The sequence below is a fragment of the Saccharopolyspora sp. SCSIO 74807 genome (assembly GCF_037023755.1).
In the GTDB taxonomy this organism is placed as follows: Bacteria; Actinomycetota; Actinomycetes; order Mycobacteriales; family Pseudonocardiaceae; genus Saccharopolyspora_C; species Saccharopolyspora_C galaxeae.
In genome coordinates this window covers 1,417,469-1,434,435 of sequence record NZ_CP146100.1, presented here as the reverse complement: position 1 = coordinate 1,434,435, position 16,967 = coordinate 1,417,469, and the positions used below count along the sequence as shown (strand labels likewise).

Below are 16,967 nucleotides of genomic sequence, written 5' to 3'. Positions count from 1 at the left end.
TTCTCCCTGCGGAATCCTGGAGCAGAGGACGGCCTGGTCAGAACTTCTCGCGGAATTTGCTAGCTGTTGCGGGTCGTGACGTTGGTGTCGGCTGGCGGGGTCTGAGGAGGGGGACGGGTCTTTCGGCGGCAGGATGAGAAGTGCGACCAACTCGTCCGCCGGACAGAAAGACCCGTCCATGCATCACCGTAATGCCCCACTGTCTGTCGAGGGCCGCCGTCGGCTCGTGCAGCGGTGCCAGACCCGCCCGATCGCCCACGTCGCCGCCGAGATGGGCCTCTCCCGCCAATGCGCCAGCAAGTGGGTCAACCGCTGGCGCCGCCACGGCGAGGCAGGGCTGCTCGATCGCCCGAGCGTTCCGCACCACCAGCCCACCGCCACACCTGCCGAGGCCATCACCCGGATCGAGCAGCTGCGCCGGCAGCGGAAGTATTCAGCGCGCCGGATCGCCACCGAACTTTCCGCCGAGGGTGTGATGATCTCGGTGCGGACCGTTGGTCGGCAGCTGCTGCATCTCGGGCTGAACCGGCGCAGGTTCCTCGACCCCACCGGCGCCGGCAACCGCCAGCCGCGGCGGATCCTCGCTCGCTGGCCAGGGCACATGGTCCACCTGGACGTGAAAAAGACCGGCGAGATCCCCGACGGTGGTGGCTGGCGCGTCCACGGCAAAGGCAGCGACCAGGACAAACGGGTTGCCTGCGGCAAGACCCGCGGCGAGCGGGCCCGCTACATCTACCTGCACTCCGCGATCGACGGCTACTCCCGCCTGGCCTACACCGAAGCTCTCCCCGATGAGAAGGCTCGGACCGCGATCGGATTCGTCCACCGCGCCCGCGCGTTCTTCGCCCGTCACGGCATCGCCCACATTCATCGCCTGGTCACCGACAACGGCGCCTGCTACCGCGCGAAGGACTTCGCCGTCGTCCTGCGCGGAGCCCGCCACCAGCGGATCACGCCCTACACCCCACGCCACAACGGGAAAGTCGAACGCTACAACCGAATCCTGGCCGAAGAATTCCTCTACGCCCGCGTCTGGACCAGCGAACACCACCGCACCGCGGCTCTGGCGGTCTGGAACGTGCACTACAACTACCATCGGCCACACACTGCCGCCGGAGATCAGCCACCAGCATCCCGGCTCTCCACCGGCGTCACCAACGTCATGGCCTCATACAGCTAGCCGTGCGCTTATGTTGCTCTCGGAGCTTTGTCCCAACGCTCCCAAGGTCGAACCTGCATGACCGCAAGCGCACCGGGCGCCCGCAACCACTCGACCATCGCCGCCCTCCGGCTCGCGAACCGGACATCACCAGTCCAATCCCGCCACCCGCCAAACCCCTGACGCAACGTTGACGCCGAACCTCCAAACCTGAGCACGCCGTCGACGCGCGTTCGTCGGCACGGAGCAGCGCACCGGAACTCACGTCCCCCGTTCGGCAGCGGGCATCGGCACACCGGGTCAGCGCCTACCACCGTCCGAACGCATCGGACGACCCGCACGGACAAGCGCAAGACCAGCATCGCGACGCAGCGAGTTTCGCTGGACCAGCGGTAGATCAAGACCACGCTGCCGGGAAGCATGCGTTTTCAGCGGCTCTTCTTCCGCGCCCTGGAGGAAAATTGACGCATCCGTCCAACTGTCAACGTGCCGGTGGCGATACCTGCGAGTGCCAGTGCGGAGGCTCCCAGCACGGCTGGCCCGGCGCCATCTCGCTGATCCGTGACCGATCTCCCGATGCTCTCGACGAATTCCGGCAACGAGCCGACTGTCGCTGGGACGCTGCTGAAGACCACGCCGCTGCAGGGAAGAACCGCTCCCGATCGACGATCAACCACAAGCGTGCTGCGGTGGATACCGCACGCGATCATGTGCTCCGGGCACTCCGCGATGAACTGCACGCCACCACGAATTCCGTTGGGGAGCAGGAGAAACCTCCGCACGCCCCCGCAGAGTCTCCATCGAGTTCGGCTCCGCATGATGCAACGGTCGATGCCACGACTCGGGAACGAGAGGACAACACCAACCGGAAGCTCGCGACCGCCCGCACCGATGTGGATCGGGTAGAAGCAGTGGGCGAGCTGCTCGGCCAGGTCCTTGCCCAGGTCGAGCGGGAGATCGGACCGCTGGGCGTCGACACTCGCACGGCGATGGCGGATCACTTCTGGTGTGAACTGCTCGTGCAGCTCGTCGTGGTGATCGAGGAGGCGAAGCGCGCCTGGGACGCGGTTCCGCAGGTGGTGGGAAAGCGGCTCGACAAGGTGGTCAATGCGAGCGGGCGCAAAATTCCCACCAAGGTCGTCACCGCGTGCACGAAGCAGCTCTGGAAACGCCTCACCGAAGCACTCGGCCTCGGCGGGATCGAGCAAGCCGCCACGCTGCTGCCCGCGCTGCGGACGCTCGCGGTCCTGTTGTGCAAATCCCCGTCCCGCCATCCGGCGGTCGTGCAGCACTGCCTGGACCCGCTCAAGGCACTGCTGCTCGACAAGGCGAAGCAGCGGTTGAAGCAGGCGTTCAGCGAGAACCTGCTCCCCGAGATCCGCGCCCAACTCGGCTAGCGCCAGAACGAGCAGGGCCACGTACTGGCGGAGTCGCCGCGCCCGGTGCAAGACGCGGTCCGGACATGAGAAAGGGCCTGGCCGGAACTCCTTGCGGAGTCCTGACCAGGCCCTTTACTTGTCGGGGTGGCGGGATTTGAACCCACGACCTCTTCGACCCGAACGAAGCGCGCTCCCAACCTGCGCCACACCCCGATCTTCCGGCGGTGGACTTATCGGGTCCCTGTCCGACCGCCGCGAAAAAGTCTAGCGGATGTTCGTGCGCGCTCCGGAAGGGGGGCTGCCGACCGCGGCCGCCGACTCGGCCGACCCGGCGCGCGAACGCGGGACCAGCGTCAACAGCGTCGCCTCCGGCGGGCAGGCGAAGCGCACCGGCGCGTACGGCGAGGTGCCCAGACCGGCCGAGACGTGCAGGTGCATCCGCTCGCCCCACGTCGATGCGCCGCGCGCCCGCGCGCGGTCCAGCTCGCAGTTGGTGACCAGCGCGCCGTAGCCCGGCAGCCGCAGCTGGCCGCCGTGGGTGTGCCCGGCCAGCACGAGGTCGTAGTCGTCGTCGGCGAACGCGTCCAGCACCCGCGGCTCGGGCGAGTGCGTCAGGCCCAGCCGCAGGTGGGCGTCGTGCGCGGGCGCGCCCGCGATCTTCGAGTACTTGTCCCGCTTGAGGTGCGGGTCGTCGAGCCCGGCGACGTGGATGCGCACTCCGTTGACTTCCAGGTCGCTCCAACGGTGCGTCACGTCGAGCCAGCCGCGCTCGGTCATCGCCGCGCGCAGATCCCGCCACGGCAGCGGGTCGCCGTGGATGCGCTTGGTCTTCGCCGACGGCAGCAGGTAGCGCGCGGGGTTCTTCGGCTTCGGCCCGTAGTAGTCGTTGCTGCCGAACACGAACAGGCCCGGCCGGTCCAGCAGCGAGCCCAGTGCGCGCAGCGCGGCGGGCACCGCCTGCGGGTGCGCCAGGTTGTCGCCGGTGTTGACGACCAGGTCGGGGGCGAGTTCGTCCAGCGCGGCCACCCAACGCTGCTTGGAGCGCTGGTTCGGCAGCATGTGCAGGTCGGAGATGTGCAGCACGCGTAGTTCGGGGGCGCCTTCGGCCAGCACGGGAATCTCCGCGCGCCGTAGCGTCCAGTGGCTGCGTTCCACACCGGCGGCGTATCCGAAGGTGGCGGCACCGACCGCGCCACCGGCGAGCATGATCCGACCCAACTTGTTCACGCCATCCAGCCTACGGCCGGTGGCAGGCCCGCGACGCCCGGGATGGGCCGCGCCGCCAACCGCCCTTTCCGGCGCTGTGACCAGGTAAATCGACGTCCCGTCGAGGGTCAGGGCCCGGCGGCGTCCAGCCGCCAGTACGCCAGCGCGTAAACCCGGCGCCGGTCCAGCCCGAGCACGTCCTGGCAGTGCTCGCGGATGCGCTGCACGGCCGTGGATTCGGCACCGGCCCACACGTCCGGGCGCGGCCCCAGGTCCGCCGCGCGAACCGCGTCTTCGAGCAGCGTGCTCCGCCCGGCCGCAACGCCTTCGCGGTGCAGCCAGGTCCACGAGACGTCCGCTTCGGTCCGCACTTGCTGTTCTTCGGCGGCGTCGGCGACTTCGGCGAACACCTGGACGCGGGCCTGCGGGGGCAGCTCGCCGACCATCGCCAGCATGGCGGGCAACGCGGTCTCGTCCCCGGCGAGCACGAGCCGATCGGCCGCGGGGTCCGGCGCGTAGGACGGGCTCGGCCCGACGGCCACCACCTGGTCGCCCGGGGCCGCGGTGGAGATCCAGGACGCGCCCGGCGCCTCGTGCTCGTGCACCACGAAGTCGATCGCGAGCTCGTGGGCGGCCGGGTCGAACCAGCGCACCGTGTAGGTCCGCTGCTTAGGTTGCTGCTCGCGGGGCAGCGCGAACACCTCGGCGCGGTCGCGGCCCAGCGGAGTCGGTCGCCCCGGCCGCGGCAGGCACAGCTTGATCCGCTGGTCGCTGCCGGTGCTGTCGAAATCCGCCAGCTCCGGGCCGCCGAGCACCATCCGCAGCATCCGCGGCGTCAGCCACCGCACCGACCGGACCTGGACCAACCGGTACCGGGAACGCACTCGCCGGATGCTCGCCCGCGTGTCCACCACGAACGCCGAGTCTAGGCAGCGACCGAGTCGGCTACGGAGGGGAGTTCCCCGGCGGCGGCGCGGCGGGAGGATTCGGCGCGGGACCGCCCGGCGCGGGCTCTTCCGGCTGTTCCGGCGGGCGAGCAGGCGCCTCCGGTGGCCGAGCAGGGGGAGGCGGGGCCGGTGCGGTCGACGGCGGCGGCACGTAGCCGGTGCTCACCGACAGCGTCACCGTCTCGCCGGGCAGCGCGAAACCGCGCGGCGTCTGACTGGTCACCGAGCCCTTGCGCCGCTCGCTGTTGATCGAGCGCTTCTGCACCTTGTAGCCGGCCTTCTCCAGCGACGTCGTGGCCCGGTCCGCGCCGAGCCCGACGACGTTCGGCACCTGGAACTCGTCGCCGCCGTTCTTGTAGCGCTCGTTGACCGGCGGCAGCGGGATCTCCGGAAGACCCTCGTGGATCGGTTTCATCGCGTCGAACCAGGTGCGCGCAGGCACCTTGCCGCCGTAGATGTTGCCGCCGTTGGCCCCGCACAGCGTCGGCGGCGTGCTGTCGCAGATCCCCTGCGGCCGGTTGCCGTCGGAGAACGTCAGCACGGCACCGGCGAATTGCGGTGAGGCGCCGAGGAAGCCGGCCGACTGGTGCGCCTCGGTGGTGCCGGTCTTGCCCGCGATCGGCCTGCTCCAGCCCGCGCCCTGCGCCGCGGCGTGCGCGGTGCCGCCCGCCTGGTCGTCCTGGCTCATGCCGACGACCATGGCGTTCGCCAGTTCCTTGTCCACGGCCTGCTCGCACGGATCTTCGGTGATCTTGACCTGGTTGCCCTGCCGGTCGGTGATCTCGGCGATCGGTGTCGGCGGGCACCAGGTGCCGCCGCTCATCAACGTGGCGGAGACGTTGGCCAGCTCCAGCGGGCTGGTCGGGCCGAAGCCGAGGGTGAACGCGCCGATCTTCTTCTGCTTGACCACTTCGGCCATCGACGGCCCGTTCGAGCCGTTCGGCGTCAGCGGATCACCGCTGAGGTTCGACTGCTGCAGCGTTTGGCGCATTCCCAGCCGGGTCGCCATGTCCACCGTCGGATTCAGCCCCACGCGCTCTTCCAACGCCACGAACGCCGTGTTCGGCGAAGTCGCCAGCGCCTTCTGCAAGGTGCGCGGGCCGGGCGAGACGCCTTCGGCGTTGCCCACCGTGTAAGGGGCGGTGCCGTTCCGGAAGACCTTGGAGGTGTAGGTGCCGGGAGCTTGGATGGTGTTCTGGATTCCCATCCCCTTCTCCAGCGCCGCGGCCGCGGTGAACACCTTGTAGATCGACCCGGCGCCGAATTTGGCCACACCGCTGGGAAGTGCGTAAGAGGTCTGGCCCTTGTCCGCGTCGTTGCCGAAGTCGCGGTTCGCGACCAGCGCGCGCACCCGGTGCTTGTCGCTGCCCGGTTCCACCACGGCCATCACGTTCGCGATGCCTTCGGTGTCCTTCGGCACGTGCTTCTCCGCAGCGGCCTTGGCGGCGCCGGTCGCTTTGTGATCGAGCGTGGTGCGGATCGTGTAGCCGCCGGACCGCAGTTCCTCCTCGGAGAATCCGGCGTTCTGCAGGTAATCGATGACGTATTTGCAGAAGAAGCCGTCCGCGGGGCCCGCTCCGACGCAGTTGTTCGGCAGCGAGTTCAACGGCTGCACCAGGCCCAGCGGCGCCCTGCGCGCTTGCTCGGCGGTCGGTGCGTCGATGCGCTGCTGCGCCTCCATCGCATCGATCACGAGGTTGCGGCGAGCCAGCGCCTCGTCCGGGTTGGTCTCCGGGTTCAGGGCGCTGGGGCTGTTGACCATCCCGGCCAGCAGCGCGGACTGCGGGATCGTGAGCTTGTCCGGGGTGCTGTTGAAATAGGTGCGCGCCGCGGCGGCGACCCCGTAGCTCTGGTGCCCGAACGGCACGACGTTCAGGTACCGCGCCAGGATCTCCTCCTTCGGCAGCCGCTTTTCCAGCTGCAGCGCGATCCGGATCTCCCGCAGCTTGCGCGCCGGGGTCTGCTCGACGGCCTTGGCCTGCTTGACCGGATCGTCGGCCGCGGTCACGTGCACCTGGTAGTTCTTCACGTACTGCTGGGTCAGCGTCGAGCCGCCCTGGGCGATCTCACCGGACATCTGGTTGGTGACCGCCGCGCGCACCGTGCCCGGCCAGTCCACGCCCTGGTGCTCGTAGAACCGGCGGTCCTCGATGGAGATGATCGCGGCCTTCATCGGATCCGAGATTTCATCCGGCGCGACCGGGGTCCGATTCTGCTCGTACAGGTAAGCGAGCGGAGTGCCCGCGCGATCGGTGATGGTCGTGGCCAGCGGCGGTTGCTGGGTCATCAATTCCGCGGAGATGTTGTTCACCGCGTCGCCTGCGCGGTTGGAGACCACGCCGAGCGCGCCGGCCATCGGGAAGAGCATCCCCGCGACCAGGACTCCCGCCAGCACGCACAGACCGAACAGCTTCAGCAACCCGTCCCGGACACGCACGCGGGCAAGCCTAAGCCGGGTGCCGGACATCAACACGGCGTCGCCGGGCACACCCCCCGATGTGATGAGGGTCAAACATAACGGAGCGACAACCCTTGTTTGGCCGTGGAACCGAAAGGATCTAGAGTTCGTCCACGTCCAGCGACAGCATCGTTGCGGCGCGCCATGCGCCGCAGCATCCGGTGCCGGGGGGCTCCGGACGAAACAAGTCGCCGACGATCCAGTGAGGAGCTGGGGGAACCTTATGTTGGAGCAGGGGGATTGGCGGGTTAACGCCGCTTGCCGGGACGAGAATCCCGACCAGTTGTTCGTACGTGGGGCTGAGCAGCGCAAAGCACGGATGATCTGCTTCGGCTGCCCGGTGCGCACGGAGTGCCTCGGTGAGGCGCTCGACAACAAGATCGAATTCGGGGTCTGGGGCGGAATGACCGAGCGGGAACGGCGCGCGTTACTGCGTCGCCGCCCGGACGTCCGCAACTGGCGCGAGCTGCTGGAAGCCGCGCGTCAGGACTACACGGATATCGACGAGTACCAGGTGGGCTGAAACTCACCCGGATGCCGGATCGGGCGGCCCGCTTTCCGGGTCGCCCGCACCGGAAATTGCGGAAATGATCATTCCGCGGCGAGTCGCCGCCCGATCTCGCGCAGCCCGTCCAGGTCGTGCACGTCCGCGGGCAGTGCCGGTACGCCCACCAGCGACACCTCCGGGTGCGCGCGGGTGAACCGGGCGAGCATCCGGCGTTCCCGGTCGCCGATCGCGACGCGGTCGGCGTGCACCCGCAGGACCGCCGCGGCCAGCTCGGCGTTCCCGGTGGCTTCGAGTTCCTCTGCCGCCGTGGTCGCGCGCGTCCCGGTCAGCTCGGCGAACACGGGGTGCGTGCGGTTCGCGATCAGCCCGGCCAGCGGCATGTTCTCGGTGCTGAGCCGTTCGACGAAGAACGACGCCTCGCGCAGCGCGTCCGGTTCGGGCGCGGCGACCACCAGGAACGCCGTGCCCGGCGAGCGCAGCAGCTGGTAGGTGTTCTCGGCGCGTTCCCGGAAACCGCCGAAGGTCGAGTCGAAGGCTTGCACGAACGCGGACGCGTCCGCGAGCAGCTGACCCCCGATCACGGTGGAAACGGCCTTGGAGAACATGCCGAACCCGGCACCGACGATCTTGCGCAGGCCCTTGCCGCTCGCCTTGGCCGGGCTGGACAGCAGCCGGATCAGCTTGCCGTCCAGCACCGTGGACAGCCGCTGCGGCGCGTCCAGGAAGTCCAGCGCGGATCGGCTCGGCGGGGTGTCCACGATGATCAGGTCCCAGCTTCCGGTAGCGGCGAGCTGGCCCAGCTTCTCCATCGCCATGTACTCCTGCGTTCCGGAGAACGAGGTGGAAATGGTCTGGTAGAAGGGGTTCTCCAGGATCTGCTGCGCCCGGTCCCGCCCGGCGTGCGCGAGCACCATGTCGTCGAAGGTGCGGCGCATGTCCAGCATCATCGCGTTGAGGTCGCCGTCGGGCTCGAACCCGTCCAGCACCACCTGCCGCGGCTGGTTGCCCAGTTCCCGCATCCCGAGCGCCTGCGCCAACCGGCGCGCCGGGTCGATCGTGAGCACCACGGTCTTGCGGCCGCGCTCGGCGGCGCGCACCGCCAGCGCCGCGGCGGTGGTCGTCTTGCCGACACCGCCCGAGCCGCAGCACACCACGGTCTTGGTCGCCGGATCGTCGAGCAGCGCGTCGACGTCCAGTCGCGCGGGGTCGTCGCGCGCGGGTTCGGTCATCGCGGCCTCCCGACGCCGTTCTCGGTCAAGATCTCGGCGAGTTCGTAGAGCTCGGCGACGTCGATCCCGGCGGTCAGCTCGGGCAGCGACACCGTCGGCAGGCCGGCGGCCGCGAGCCGCTCGCCCGCGTCCTGCTCGGAGCGGGCGCGCACCGCGTGCTCGGCGGCTTCGTCCGCGAGCCCGCGCAGCATCGCCTCGTCCGGATGCAGCCCCGCGGTGTCCAAGCCGGTGCGCAACCGGTCGACGTCGAGCTGCCCGGTGGCCGCGACCGGTACGGACGAAGCGGGCAGCCTGCTCGGGCGGACCCGGTTGAGCAGCACCGCACCGGGCCGCAGCTCGGCCGAGTCGAGTTCCGCGACGGCCTCCAAGGTCTCCCGCACCGGCAGGTCTTCGAGCAGGCTCACCAGGTGCACCACCGTGTCGCCGGAGTGCAGCAGCTTGACCACGCCTTCGCTGTGCCCCCGGATCGGCCCGACCTTCGCGAGGTCGGCCATCGCGCGGGTCACGTCCAGGAACTTCACCACCCGCCCGGTCGGCGGCGCGTCCACCACGACCGCGTCGTAGAAGTGCCGCCCGTGCTCGTCGGTGCGCCCGACGCATTCCTTGATCTTGCCGGTGAACAGCACGTCTCGGAGGCCGGGCGCGAGCGTGGTGGCGAACTCGATGGCGCCCATCCGCTTGAGCGTCCGGCCCGCGAACCCGAGGTTGTAGAACATCGACAGGTACTCCAGCAGCGCCGGTTCGGCGTCGATGGCCAGCGCCCGCACCTCGCCGCCGCCCGGCGCGGCCGCGATGGACTCCTCGGAGTAGGGCAGCGGGGCGGTGTCGAAGAGCTGCGCGATGCCCTGCCTGCCCTCCACCTCGATCAGCAGCACCCGGCGTCCGCCGGTCGCCAGCGCCAGCGCGAGCGCGGCTGCGACCGTGGTCTTGCCGGTGCCTCCCTTGCCGCTGACCACGTGCAGCCGGGCGTCGTTGAGTTCGGCGTCCCACTCGGTCACACGATCAGCGTAGGTGGGCGGCCGGTGCTGTGTCTCCCGCAGGAGGCGGCCGTCTCCCGTACGGGTCGCACGAGCCGTGTCCAGCGGTTCAGTCGATCACGAACCGGATCGAGATGATCAGCGCGGTGGCCGCGAGCAATGCCCACACGAGCGTCGCTGGCAGCACCGTCGCGACCAGCCCGGTGCTCACCACCAGCAGCAACCCGCCTTGCACCGCGGCGCGCGCCCGCTTCGGGCGGCGTTGTGCGCGGGTGCCGCGGATCCCGACCACGGCATCCAGGATCAACAAAGCGCCGAAGGCGATCGTCAGCGCGGTCGCCGCAATCCGCCAAACCTCCACTTCGCGCAAGCTAGTCCGATGCGGTGATCAATGAGGCGCGAACGAATGAAGGCGAGGTCGCGTTCCGATATCGACCTGTGCCTGCGGGACCCGCGCCGGACCGGGGCAGCGGTGCCGCGGCGACACCCGCTCTTTACGCTGGTGACCATGACCAAGTGGGAGTACTCCACCGTGCCGCTGTTGAGCCACGCGACCAAGCAGATCCTCGACCAGTGGGGCGAGGACGGCTGGGAACTCGTCGCCGTCCTGCCCGGCCCGACCGGCGAGCAGATGGTCGCCTACATGAAGCGGCCGAAGGAGTAGGCATGGCTTCCTGGAAGCAACGGCTCACCGAGCTCGGCATCGAACTGCCGGAGGTCGCCGCGCCGGTCGCCGCCTACGTGCCCGCGGTGCGCAGCGGTTCGCAGGTCTTCACATCGGGGCAGGTCCCCTTCGTGGAGGGCAAGCTGGCCGCGGCGGGCAAGGTCGGCGCGGAGATCGACCCCGAGGAGGCCAAGCGGCACGCGCGCACCTGCGTGCTCAACGCGCTGGCCGCCGTCGACGCGCTGGTCGGGCTGGACTCGATCGTGCGGGTGGTGAAGGTGGTCGGTTTCGTGGCTTCCGCGGAGGGCTTCTCCGGGCAGCCCGCCGTGGTCAACGGCGCTTCCGAGCTGCTCGGGGAGATCTTCGGCGACGCCGGGCAGCACGCGCGTTCCGCGGTCGGCGTCGCCGAGCTGCCGGTGGGCGCGCCCGTCGAAGTTGAGATGATCGTCGAGGTCGGCTGAGCCCGATCCAGCACGAACACGGCCCGGTCCGGGAGCTGCTCCCGGGCCGGGCCGAGCTGTGTCGCGCCCGCTTCCCGGCGCTGTGACGTATTCCGCGGTGCGGACCGCCGTTTTCTCGCCAGCCGGGCCCCACACGGCTCGTACCACCCAGTACGCTACGGCCGCCGCTACTTGGGGTGACTACATCGGGTTCGCCCGAACGGCGGTATTGATGCCTGCGTGTGTCCGATCTGGTTTGCCCGTGCGTCGGTTGACGGGGCAGAGTTCGCCCGATCGGGCGCTCGCGTGTGGGGTGCGGGTGGCCGCCCGCACGTGATGAGCGAACGAAGCTGAGAGGGGCGACGTGGCGGTGCGCGAATCGGACCTGCTGTGCCACGAGTTGCTGCTTCGACTTGCCGGTCGGCTGCCGGACCGGCATCTGTGGCGCTACCGCGATTGGCTGGCGGGGGGAGCAGGCGACGTCCTCGCGCGTTCGCTGCCCGCCACCCTGGTCCGCGAACGGGTCGCGCTGTCCGACGCCGACCACCGCAGGCTCGCCGAAGCACTGCTGCCCCTCGGCGCCGACCCGTCCGCGGTGCACGCGGTGCTGCCCGGCGCGGAGCCCGACCGCTACACGTTCCGCGCGGAGTCGCACAGCGACGACAAGGGCGACCCCGCGGTGCTGGTGCTCGGCGCGACGCTGCGCGGGAGGCAGGGCGTGCGCGAGGCGCGCAGCTCGTGGCGCCACCTGCCGGGGCAGCGCTCGAAGCGGATCTTCCTGGTGACGGCATCGACCGACCCCGTCGAGCTCACCAGTGAACTGCAGCGCATCCTGCGGGCGCTCGGCGATCCCGAGCCGTGCGTCGAGGTGCTGCCGCCCGAACTCGAACCGACCGCCTACCAGCGCGCCGCGCTCGCGGAATCGATGCTGGTGTGCCTGGGCGGCGACGAACTGGTGGGACACCGTGGCTGATGGTGTCCCGAGGTCTGGGCAAGACCGCGCAGAAGGAGGCTTTCGTGGTGGACGTCGCTGAGGGTGCGGGGCCGGTGGAACGCCTGCACAACCTCGTGCTGGCCTTGACGGGCCGGGTGGACGACGACGCCGTCAATTCGGTCCGCGAGATGCTCGGCATCGGCCAGCTCGACGCCGCGGCGGAGTTCCTGGCCGGCTGCCTGCTGGCCGGCCGCATCCCGGTGACCTCGACCGAGCAGTACCACCTGCGCCGGGCGCTGGAGGAGGCTCGTTCGCAGCAGGCGCTGGCGGATCGGTTGCACGTGGTGGAGGCGGTGCCGGACGAGGGGCACCGGTTCAGCGACGAGCACGACCAGGACCGCTCGGACCGCGAGCTGGTGGACGCGCTGACCCCGATCGCGGGCCGGTTGCACGGGGTTCGCGCGCTGTGGTGCGCCTGGCGCACGACTCCGGCCGGGGTGACTTACGGGGCCGTGCCGCGGCGGGTGCTGCTCGCCGAGGTCGGTTCGGATGGTTCGGTAGCCGCGGCCGGCTACCAGCTGCTGGAGGCGGTGCGCCGGGCCGGTCTGGGCTGCTCGGTGGACGTCTTCAACAGCGGGATGGATCTGCCGCCGTACCACCGCAACGCGCTGGCCAACGCGCGCCGGGTGCACCTGGACCTGGGTTCGCAGATCGCGGTGCCGAACGGTTCGAACCACGCGCGCGCACCACGGGCCACGGCGGGAAGCAAGGCCGGGGGCGCTGACGCGCCGAGTGAGCCAGCGACGGGGTCGGGAAAACGGGCCGAGGCCCCGGCTCCGGAGCCCGCAGCCTTCGACTCGGCACGTCCGGATTACGCCGAACCGGCGCACCTCGATCCGGGCGAGGCGGACCTGGCGCCGGTGGGGCGCGAACGCGCGGGTGAGCGCGCTGGTCGGGAACGTGGCGACTGGGAGCGCACCGAGCGGGAGCACGCCGAGCGGGAACGCCCTGATCGGGAGCACGCTGATCGGGAACGCGCCAAACCCGACCCCGTCGCGGCCGAGCGCGCCGAACCGGCCCTGTCGGCTCAACCGGAATCTCAGGCGCAGCCGGAACCGGCGCACGCCGAGCCGGAACCGGCTCCGGCACCGGAGCCCGACGCGCCCGAGCAGGGCGAGCAGACGGTGCAGACCGGCGGCAAGAACACCCGCGTTCCGGCAGCGGTCGACGCGAAGCTGACCGACCGGGAACGCAACCTGCTGCGCAAGCTGCACGAGGAACTGGCGCAGCGCGAGCAGGACAAGGAAACCGCGGGCGAGCAAGTGGCGGGCGAGCAGGTGGCGGCGGGCGGGAAGTCCGCCGGTTCCGGCCAGGACGCTTGGACGGCGACGATGCCGGGCACTCCGACCGGCGGTTTCCCGTCGATCGGTGCGCCCACGTCGAGCGGTCGGGAGCGCCCCGGTTCCGAGTGACCGCGCGGATCAGCTGACGGGTCGGTAAGTCGGCGGGCCGCTCAGCCGACGGCCCGCTGCACGGCGTCGAGCACCCGCTGCAGGTGCAGCCCGCGGCGCACGTCGCACGGGTGCCCGGTGCGGCCCGAGCAGATCATCCCGAACCATTCCTCCAGCAGTTTCGCGTAGCACTCGCGGGCGGCGGTCCGGCCGCCGGTGAGCTGCGATTTGCCCTGCGAGCCGTAGATCGTGAACTCGACCAGCGCGGGCTGCACCGGCACTCGCAGCGACAGCGCCAGCGTGCTGTTCGCCCCGCTGGCGTGCCCGAGCACCAGATGCCACAGATCGCCCGCGTCCCGTTGTGCGTAGTGCACCAGGTTGATGCTGCCGAGCGCGGCGTCCAGCAGGTCGAGCGCGTGCGGTCCGGCGTCCAGCAGCGATCCCGCGCGTTCTTGCCGCCACGGTGAACCGGCGTAGTCACCGCCGAGCAGCCCACCGGCCAGCCATTGCGCGGTGCCGCCCTTCCAGCCGCCGAGCTTGCCGAGCCCGGTCAGCCAGTCCCGCACCTCGGGTGCGTAGCGGCGGGTCAGCATCAGCAGCGCCGCCACGCCGTTGCGCTCCACTGCGCGGACCGTTGCTTCGGCAGCCGCCACGTCCGCGGCCAGCGGCTTCTCCAGCACCAGGTGTTTGCCCGCGTCAGCGGCGTGCACGGCCAGTTCGGCCTGCACCGCGGGCGGCACTGCGAATGCCACGGCGTCGACCGCGTCCAGCAGCGCGTCGAACCCGTCGACGACGTCTGCGTCGTAGGGGCGGGCGAGTTCTTTCGCCGCGTCCGGGCGGCGCGCCCACACCGCGGTCAGCCGCATCCGGGGGTGCGCGTGCAGCCCGGGCGCGTGGACGCGTTTCGCCCACGGTCCCGCTCCGACGATGCCGACCCGCAGTGCTTCGTTCATCCGTCCATGGTCCCCGCGCCCCGATCAACACGCAGAAGCGCGGGGTCTGCCGGGCCGCGGAGATTCGGTGGTGGCGGACTCGTGCGAGCCGTCGAGGATTGCGAGACGAAACGGTCCATAATTCTTGGCCCGCCAGATGATCTTCGTGATAGGTGACAGTTCTTCTGACAGTGTCTGCTTAGATCGATCGTGTCGGATGTGGCTAAGCGTTGACGTTCCGGACAGCTTGAGAACAAGTCTGTCCTCTATAGAGCGAACTGGCTCAGGGTGGTTCCGAACGCAGTGTTAGTGTCCCGGGCAACGATCTCATCGAGGTTCCACTCCGGTTGTCGGGTGGCAGTGACCCCTCCAAGGAAATTGCCGAAATGTGGAGGTGGAGAAAGGAAGTTCGATGGCGATCGCCAAGAACGGCAGTCCGTCCGCGCAGCCGCCTCGCCGCGGCCCGCTGGGCGTTGAGTTGGTCGCGTACGCGCTCGACATCTTCGCCCTGTGGTGCGAGCTGACCGACCAGAACGGCCCGGCCACCTGGGTGGCCAGGCCGCTGGCCGTCGCATTGCGCGGGATTGCCCAGTGGTTGCGTAACGGCGACCAGCGGTAGCAGGGCTGCGGCTGGGGCGACGGCAATTGCGAGGCGGCAACCTCGCGAGCCTCAGCCGCTGTCCCTCGCGCGACAGCGCCTATGCACAGGTGTGCGCATAGGTCGCCGAGCACCTTATCTGCCCGACGGGTCGGTTGGCCATGCTCAGCGGAAAACCGGGCGTTCGGCACAGCGGTAGGGAAGCCCGTCGGTGTCCGGGTTCGGCGCGTTCCGCGCAGTTCTGCGGAGTTCTCGTTGACTGCAAATTTGCGATACCTTCTCGGCGGTGTGGCTCGGATTGATCGCCGGAGTCTGAGTGGAACTTGTCGGTTTGGAATATGCACTCCACTGTGGATCTGGTGCGGCATCGGACGCCGGGTGTCGCTAGGGCCGGATCCCAGCGGAGTGTTGATCTTGAACTCGAGGGTGGGACATGAGAGTTCCTCGGCTTAGGGTATCCGGCATGGTGCGACTGCCGGAGGACATGAGGATGCCGGACGGATTCGTTCCCGCGCCGGCGCCGGATCCGCCCGCGACGCCGAAGGACGCCGCGACGGTCGTGCTGCTGCGCGAAGGCGACCAGGGCACCGAGGTCTTCCTGCAGCGCCGGGTGCGGAACATGCCGTTCGCGGGCGGGATGACGGTCTTCCCCGGCGGCGGCGTCGACCCGCGGGACGCCGATGCTTCGATCGCGTGGAGCGGCCCGCCGCCGCAGTGGTGGGCCGAACGCTTCGAGTGCACCGAGGAGGTCGCGCGCGCCCTGGTGTGCGCGGCGGTGCGGGAGACCTTCGAGGAATCCGGCGTGCTGCTGGCGGGTCCGGACCCGGCCACCGTCGTCGCGGACACCCGCCCCTACGCCGAAGCCCGTCCGCGCCTGGAGTCCCGCGAGCTGTCCCTGGCCGGTTTCCTCGCCGAGTCCGGCCTCGTGCTGCGCGCGGACCTGCTGCGCCCGTGGGCGAACTGGGTCACCCCGGTCGACGAGCCGAAGCGCTACGACACGCGGTTCTTCCTCGCCGCCATGCCGGACGGGCAACGTGCGGACGGGGTGACCACGGAAGCCGCGCACGCCTACTGGAGCACTCCGGAAGACGCTCTGGAGCAGTGGCGGCGAGGTCGCTGCGGGCTCATGCCGCCGACCTGGGTGACGTTGTCCGAGATCGGTGCTTGTGACGGCGTCGAGGCCGCGCTCGCGGTGCAACGACCGCTCGGGAAGGTCCTGCCGCGGCTGGTGCACCGCGACGGCGCTTGGCGCGTGGTGCTGCCCGGCGAACCCGGCTACGACGAGGAGAGCGACCGGTGAACCATCCCGCTTACGGCGAATTCCGGCCGGTGACACCGTTCGCTTCGGTGCTGCTGGCGGACAACCCCGGCCCGATGACGCTGGACGGCACCAACACCTGGCTGGTCGGCACCGGCGCCAACCGGGTGGTCATCGACCCGGGGCCGGCCGATGCCGGGCACCTGCGGCGGGTCGCCGAGCACGCCCCGGTCTCGCTGATCCTGCTCAGCCACCACCACCCGGACCACACCGAAGGCGTCGCGGAATTGGCCGAGCTGACCGGGGCGCCGGTGCGCGCGCTGGACCCGGAGCTGTGCGCGGGCGCGGAGGCGCTCACCGACGGCGCGGTCATCGAGGAGTCCGGAGTGCGCCTCGAAGTGCTCGCGACCCCGGGGCACACCAAGGACTCGGTGTGCTTCGCCGCGGAGCACGCCGGAGCCACCGCGGTGTTCACCGGCGACACCATCCTCGGGCGCGGCACCACAGTGGTGGCGCAGCCGGACGGGCACCTCGGCTCGTACCTGGAATCGCTGGGCAAGCTGGCGCGGTCGCCGGAAGGGACGCCCGCGCTGCCCGGCCACGGCCCGGACCTGCCGGACGTCGCCGAGGCAGCACGGGGCTACCTGGCGCATCGCGCGCAGCGGCTCGACCAGGTGCGGCGGGTCGTGGATGAGCGCGGACCCCGGGTCACCGCCCGCGAGGTCGTGGAGGTCGTCTACGCGGACGTGGACCCGTCGGTCTGGCCTGCCGCGGAGTGGACCGTGGACGCCCAGCTGACCTACCTGTCCGAGCAGGGCGAACGCTGA

Annotated in this window: 17 protein-coding genes and 1 tRNA gene; 10 read left to right on the top strand and 8 right to left on the bottom strand. The window is 70.2% G+C overall.

What is annotated here, in order from left to right:
* The first annotated feature begins 178 nt into the window (after nt 1–178).
* Complete coding sequence (locus V1457_RS06330; RefSeq protein ID WP_338604824.1) at nt 179–1,180, top strand: IS481 family transposase; 1,002 nt, start codon at nt 179–181, stop codon at nt 1,178–1,180.
* A gap of 440 nt (nt 1,181–1,620) precedes the next feature.
* Complete coding sequence (locus V1457_RS06325) at nt 1,621–2,556, top strand: hypothetical protein (protein ID WP_338601330.1); 936 nt, start codon at nt 1,621–1,623, stop codon at nt 2,554–2,556.
* 121 nt (nt 2,557–2,677) lie between these two features.
* On the opposite strand, the gene V1457_RS06320 is transcribed toward V1457_RS06325, so the two are convergent.
* The 4 genes from V1457_RS06320 to V1457_RS06305 form a co-directional block, all read right to left on the bottom strand.
* Nucleotides 2,678–2,751: transfer RNA gene (locus V1457_RS06320), tRNA-Pro, on the bottom strand.
* Between the two features lie 51 nt (nt 2,752–2,802).
* Nucleotides 2,803–3,744: a metallophosphoesterase gene (locus V1457_RS06315; protein ID WP_200068679.1), complete on the bottom strand. Its 942-nt coding sequence runs from the start codon at nt 3,742–3,744 to the stop codon at nt 2,803–2,805.
* A gap of 128 nt (nt 3,745–3,872) precedes the next feature.
* The gene (locus V1457_RS06310) at nt 3,873–4,658 is read right to left on the bottom strand and encodes a siderophore-interacting protein (RefSeq protein WP_307849852.1); all 786 of its coding nucleotides are present in this window, start codon (nt 4,656–4,658) and stop codon (nt 3,873–3,875) included.
* A gap of 31 nt (nt 4,659–4,689) precedes the next feature.
* Complete coding sequence (locus V1457_RS06305) at nt 4,690–7,158, bottom strand: transglycosylase domain-containing protein (protein ID WP_338604862.1); 2,469 nt, start codon at nt 7,156–7,158, stop codon at nt 4,690–4,692.
* A 214-nt stretch (nt 7,159–7,372) separates the two neighbouring features.
* On the opposite strand from V1457_RS06305, the gene V1457_RS06300 reads away from it, so the two are divergent.
* Nucleotides 7,373–7,672: a WhiB family transcriptional regulator gene (locus tag V1457_RS06300; protein ID WP_200068231.1), complete on the top strand. Its 300-nt coding sequence runs from the start codon at nt 7,373–7,375 to the stop codon at nt 7,670–7,672.
* 68 nt (nt 7,673–7,740) lie between these two features.
* On the opposite strand, the gene V1457_RS06295 is transcribed toward V1457_RS06300, so the two are convergent.
* The 3 genes from V1457_RS06295 to V1457_RS06285 all read right to left on the bottom strand — a co-directional run bounded on the left by V1457_RS06295 (nt 7,741) and on the right by V1457_RS06285 (nt 10,224).
* Complete coding sequence (locus V1457_RS06295) at nt 7,741–8,886, bottom strand: ArsA family ATPase (RefSeq protein ID WP_338601323.1); 1,146 nt, start codon at nt 8,884–8,886, stop codon at nt 7,741–7,743.
* Nucleotides 8,883–9,884, bottom strand: a complete 1,002-nt coding sequence (locus V1457_RS06290; protein ID WP_200068233.1) for an ArsA-related P-loop ATPase — start codon at nt 9,882–9,884, stop codon at nt 8,883–8,885. Before V1457_RS06290 ends, V1457_RS06295 begins: the two co-directional genes overlap by 4 nt.
* Nucleotides 9,885–9,972: 88 nt before the next feature.
* Entirely contained in the window at nt 9,973–10,224 is a 252-nt protein-coding gene (locus tag V1457_RS06285) for a hypothetical protein (RefSeq protein ID WP_295141931.1), read from the bottom strand.
* Nucleotides 10,225–10,371: 147 nt separating this feature from the next.
* Here V1457_RS06285 and V1457_RS06280 point away from each other — a divergent pair, with 147 nt between their 5' ends.
* The 4 genes from V1457_RS06280 to V1457_RS06265 all read left to right on the top strand — a co-directional run bounded on the left by V1457_RS06280 (nt 10,372) and on the right by V1457_RS06265 (nt 13,373).
* A complete protein-coding gene (locus V1457_RS06280) occupies nt 10,372–10,527 on the top strand; it encodes a DUF4177 domain-containing protein (RefSeq protein WP_019855875.1) in 156 nt (51 codons plus the stop codon).
* Between the two features lie 2 nt (nt 10,528–10,529).
* Nucleotides 10,530–10,988: a RidA family protein gene (locus V1457_RS06275; protein ID WP_200068236.1), complete on the top strand. Its 459-nt coding sequence runs from the start codon at nt 10,530–10,532 to the stop codon at nt 10,986–10,988.
* 343 nt (nt 10,989–11,331) lie between these two features.
* Entirely contained in the window at nt 11,332–11,940 is a 609-nt protein-coding gene (locus tag V1457_RS06270; protein ID WP_200068237.1) for a hypothetical protein, read from the top strand.
* Entirely contained in the window at nt 11,940–13,373 is a 1,434-nt protein-coding gene (locus tag V1457_RS06265) for a hypothetical protein (protein ID WP_338601313.1), read from the top strand. Before V1457_RS06270 ends, V1457_RS06265 begins: the two co-directional genes overlap by 1 nt.
* 41 nt (nt 13,374–13,414) lie before the next feature.
* Here V1457_RS06265 and V1457_RS06260 read toward each other — a convergent pair whose 3' ends face one another.
* Nucleotides 13,415–14,305 carry a Gfo/Idh/MocA family protein gene (locus V1457_RS06260; protein WP_200068238.1) on the bottom strand — a complete coding sequence of 297 codons (891 nt, stop codon included), beginning with the start codon at nt 14,303–14,305 and terminating at the stop codon, nt 13,415–13,417.
* Nucleotides 14,306–14,696: 391 nt separating this feature from the next.
* Between V1457_RS06260 and V1457_RS06255 the strand changes: the two genes are divergently transcribed.
* The 3 genes from V1457_RS06255 (at nt 14,697) to V1457_RS06245 (ending at nt 16,967) form a co-directional block, all read left to right on the top strand.
* Nucleotides 14,697–14,903 (top strand): hypothetical protein, encoded by a 207-nt coding sequence (locus tag V1457_RS06255; protein WP_338601308.1) that lies wholly within the window; start codon nt 14,697–14,699, stop codon nt 14,901–14,903.
* 442 nt (nt 14,904–15,345) lie between these two features.
* A complete protein-coding gene (locus V1457_RS06250; protein ID WP_407074751.1) occupies nt 15,346–16,182 on the top strand; it encodes an NUDIX hydrolase in 837 nt (278 codons plus the stop codon).
* Nucleotides 16,179–16,967 carry an MBL fold metallo-hydrolase gene (locus tag V1457_RS06245; RefSeq protein WP_200068240.1) on the top strand — a complete coding sequence of 263 codons (789 nt, stop codon included), beginning with the start codon at nt 16,179–16,181 and terminating at the stop codon, nt 16,965–16,967. The genes V1457_RS06250 and V1457_RS06245 overlap by 4 nt, the downstream gene beginning before the upstream one ends.

Bases quoted from the DNA above. Each gene is read 5' to 3' on its own strand.
- V1457_RS06330 (WP_338604824.1), top strand. From the start codon at position 179: ATGCATCACCGTAATGCCCCACTGTCTGTCGAGGGCCGCCGTCGGCTC.
- V1457_RS06315 (WP_200068679.1), bottom strand. From the start codon at position 3,744: ATGCTCGCCGGTGGCGCGGTCGGTGCCGCCACCTTCGGATACGCCGCC.
- V1457_RS06305 (WP_338604862.1), bottom strand. From the start codon at position 7,158: ATGTCCGGCACCCGGCTTAGGCTTGCCCGCGTGCGTGTCCGGGACGGG.
- V1457_RS06300 (WP_200068231.1), top strand. From the start codon at position 7,373: ATGTTGGAGCAGGGGGATTGGCGGGTTAACGCCGCTTGCCGGGACGAG.
- V1457_RS06295 (WP_338601323.1), bottom strand. From the start codon at position 8,886: ATGACCGAACCCGCGCGCGACGACCCCGCGCGACTGGACGTCGACGCG.
- V1457_RS06280 (WP_019855875.1), top strand. From the start codon at position 10,372: ATGACCAAGTGGGAGTACTCCACCGTGCCGCTGTTGAGCCACGCGACC.
- V1457_RS06275 (WP_200068236.1), top strand. From the start codon at position 10,530: ATGGCTTCCTGGAAGCAACGGCTCACCGAGCTCGGCATCGAACTGCCG.
- V1457_RS06265 (WP_338601313.1), top strand. From the start codon at position 11,940: ATGGTGTCCCGAGGTCTGGGCAAGACCGCGCAGAAGGAGGCTTTCGTG.
- V1457_RS06260 (WP_200068238.1), bottom strand. From the start codon at position 14,305: ATGAACGAAGCACTGCGGGTCGGCATCGTCGGAGCGGGACCGTGGGCG.
- V1457_RS06255 (WP_338601308.1), top strand. From the start codon at position 14,697: ATGGCGATCGCCAAGAACGGCAGTCCGTCCGCGCAGCCGCCTCGCCGC.
- V1457_RS06250 (WP_407074751.1), top strand. From the start codon at position 15,346: ATGGTGCGACTGCCGGAGGACATGAGGATGCCGGACGGATTCGTTCCC.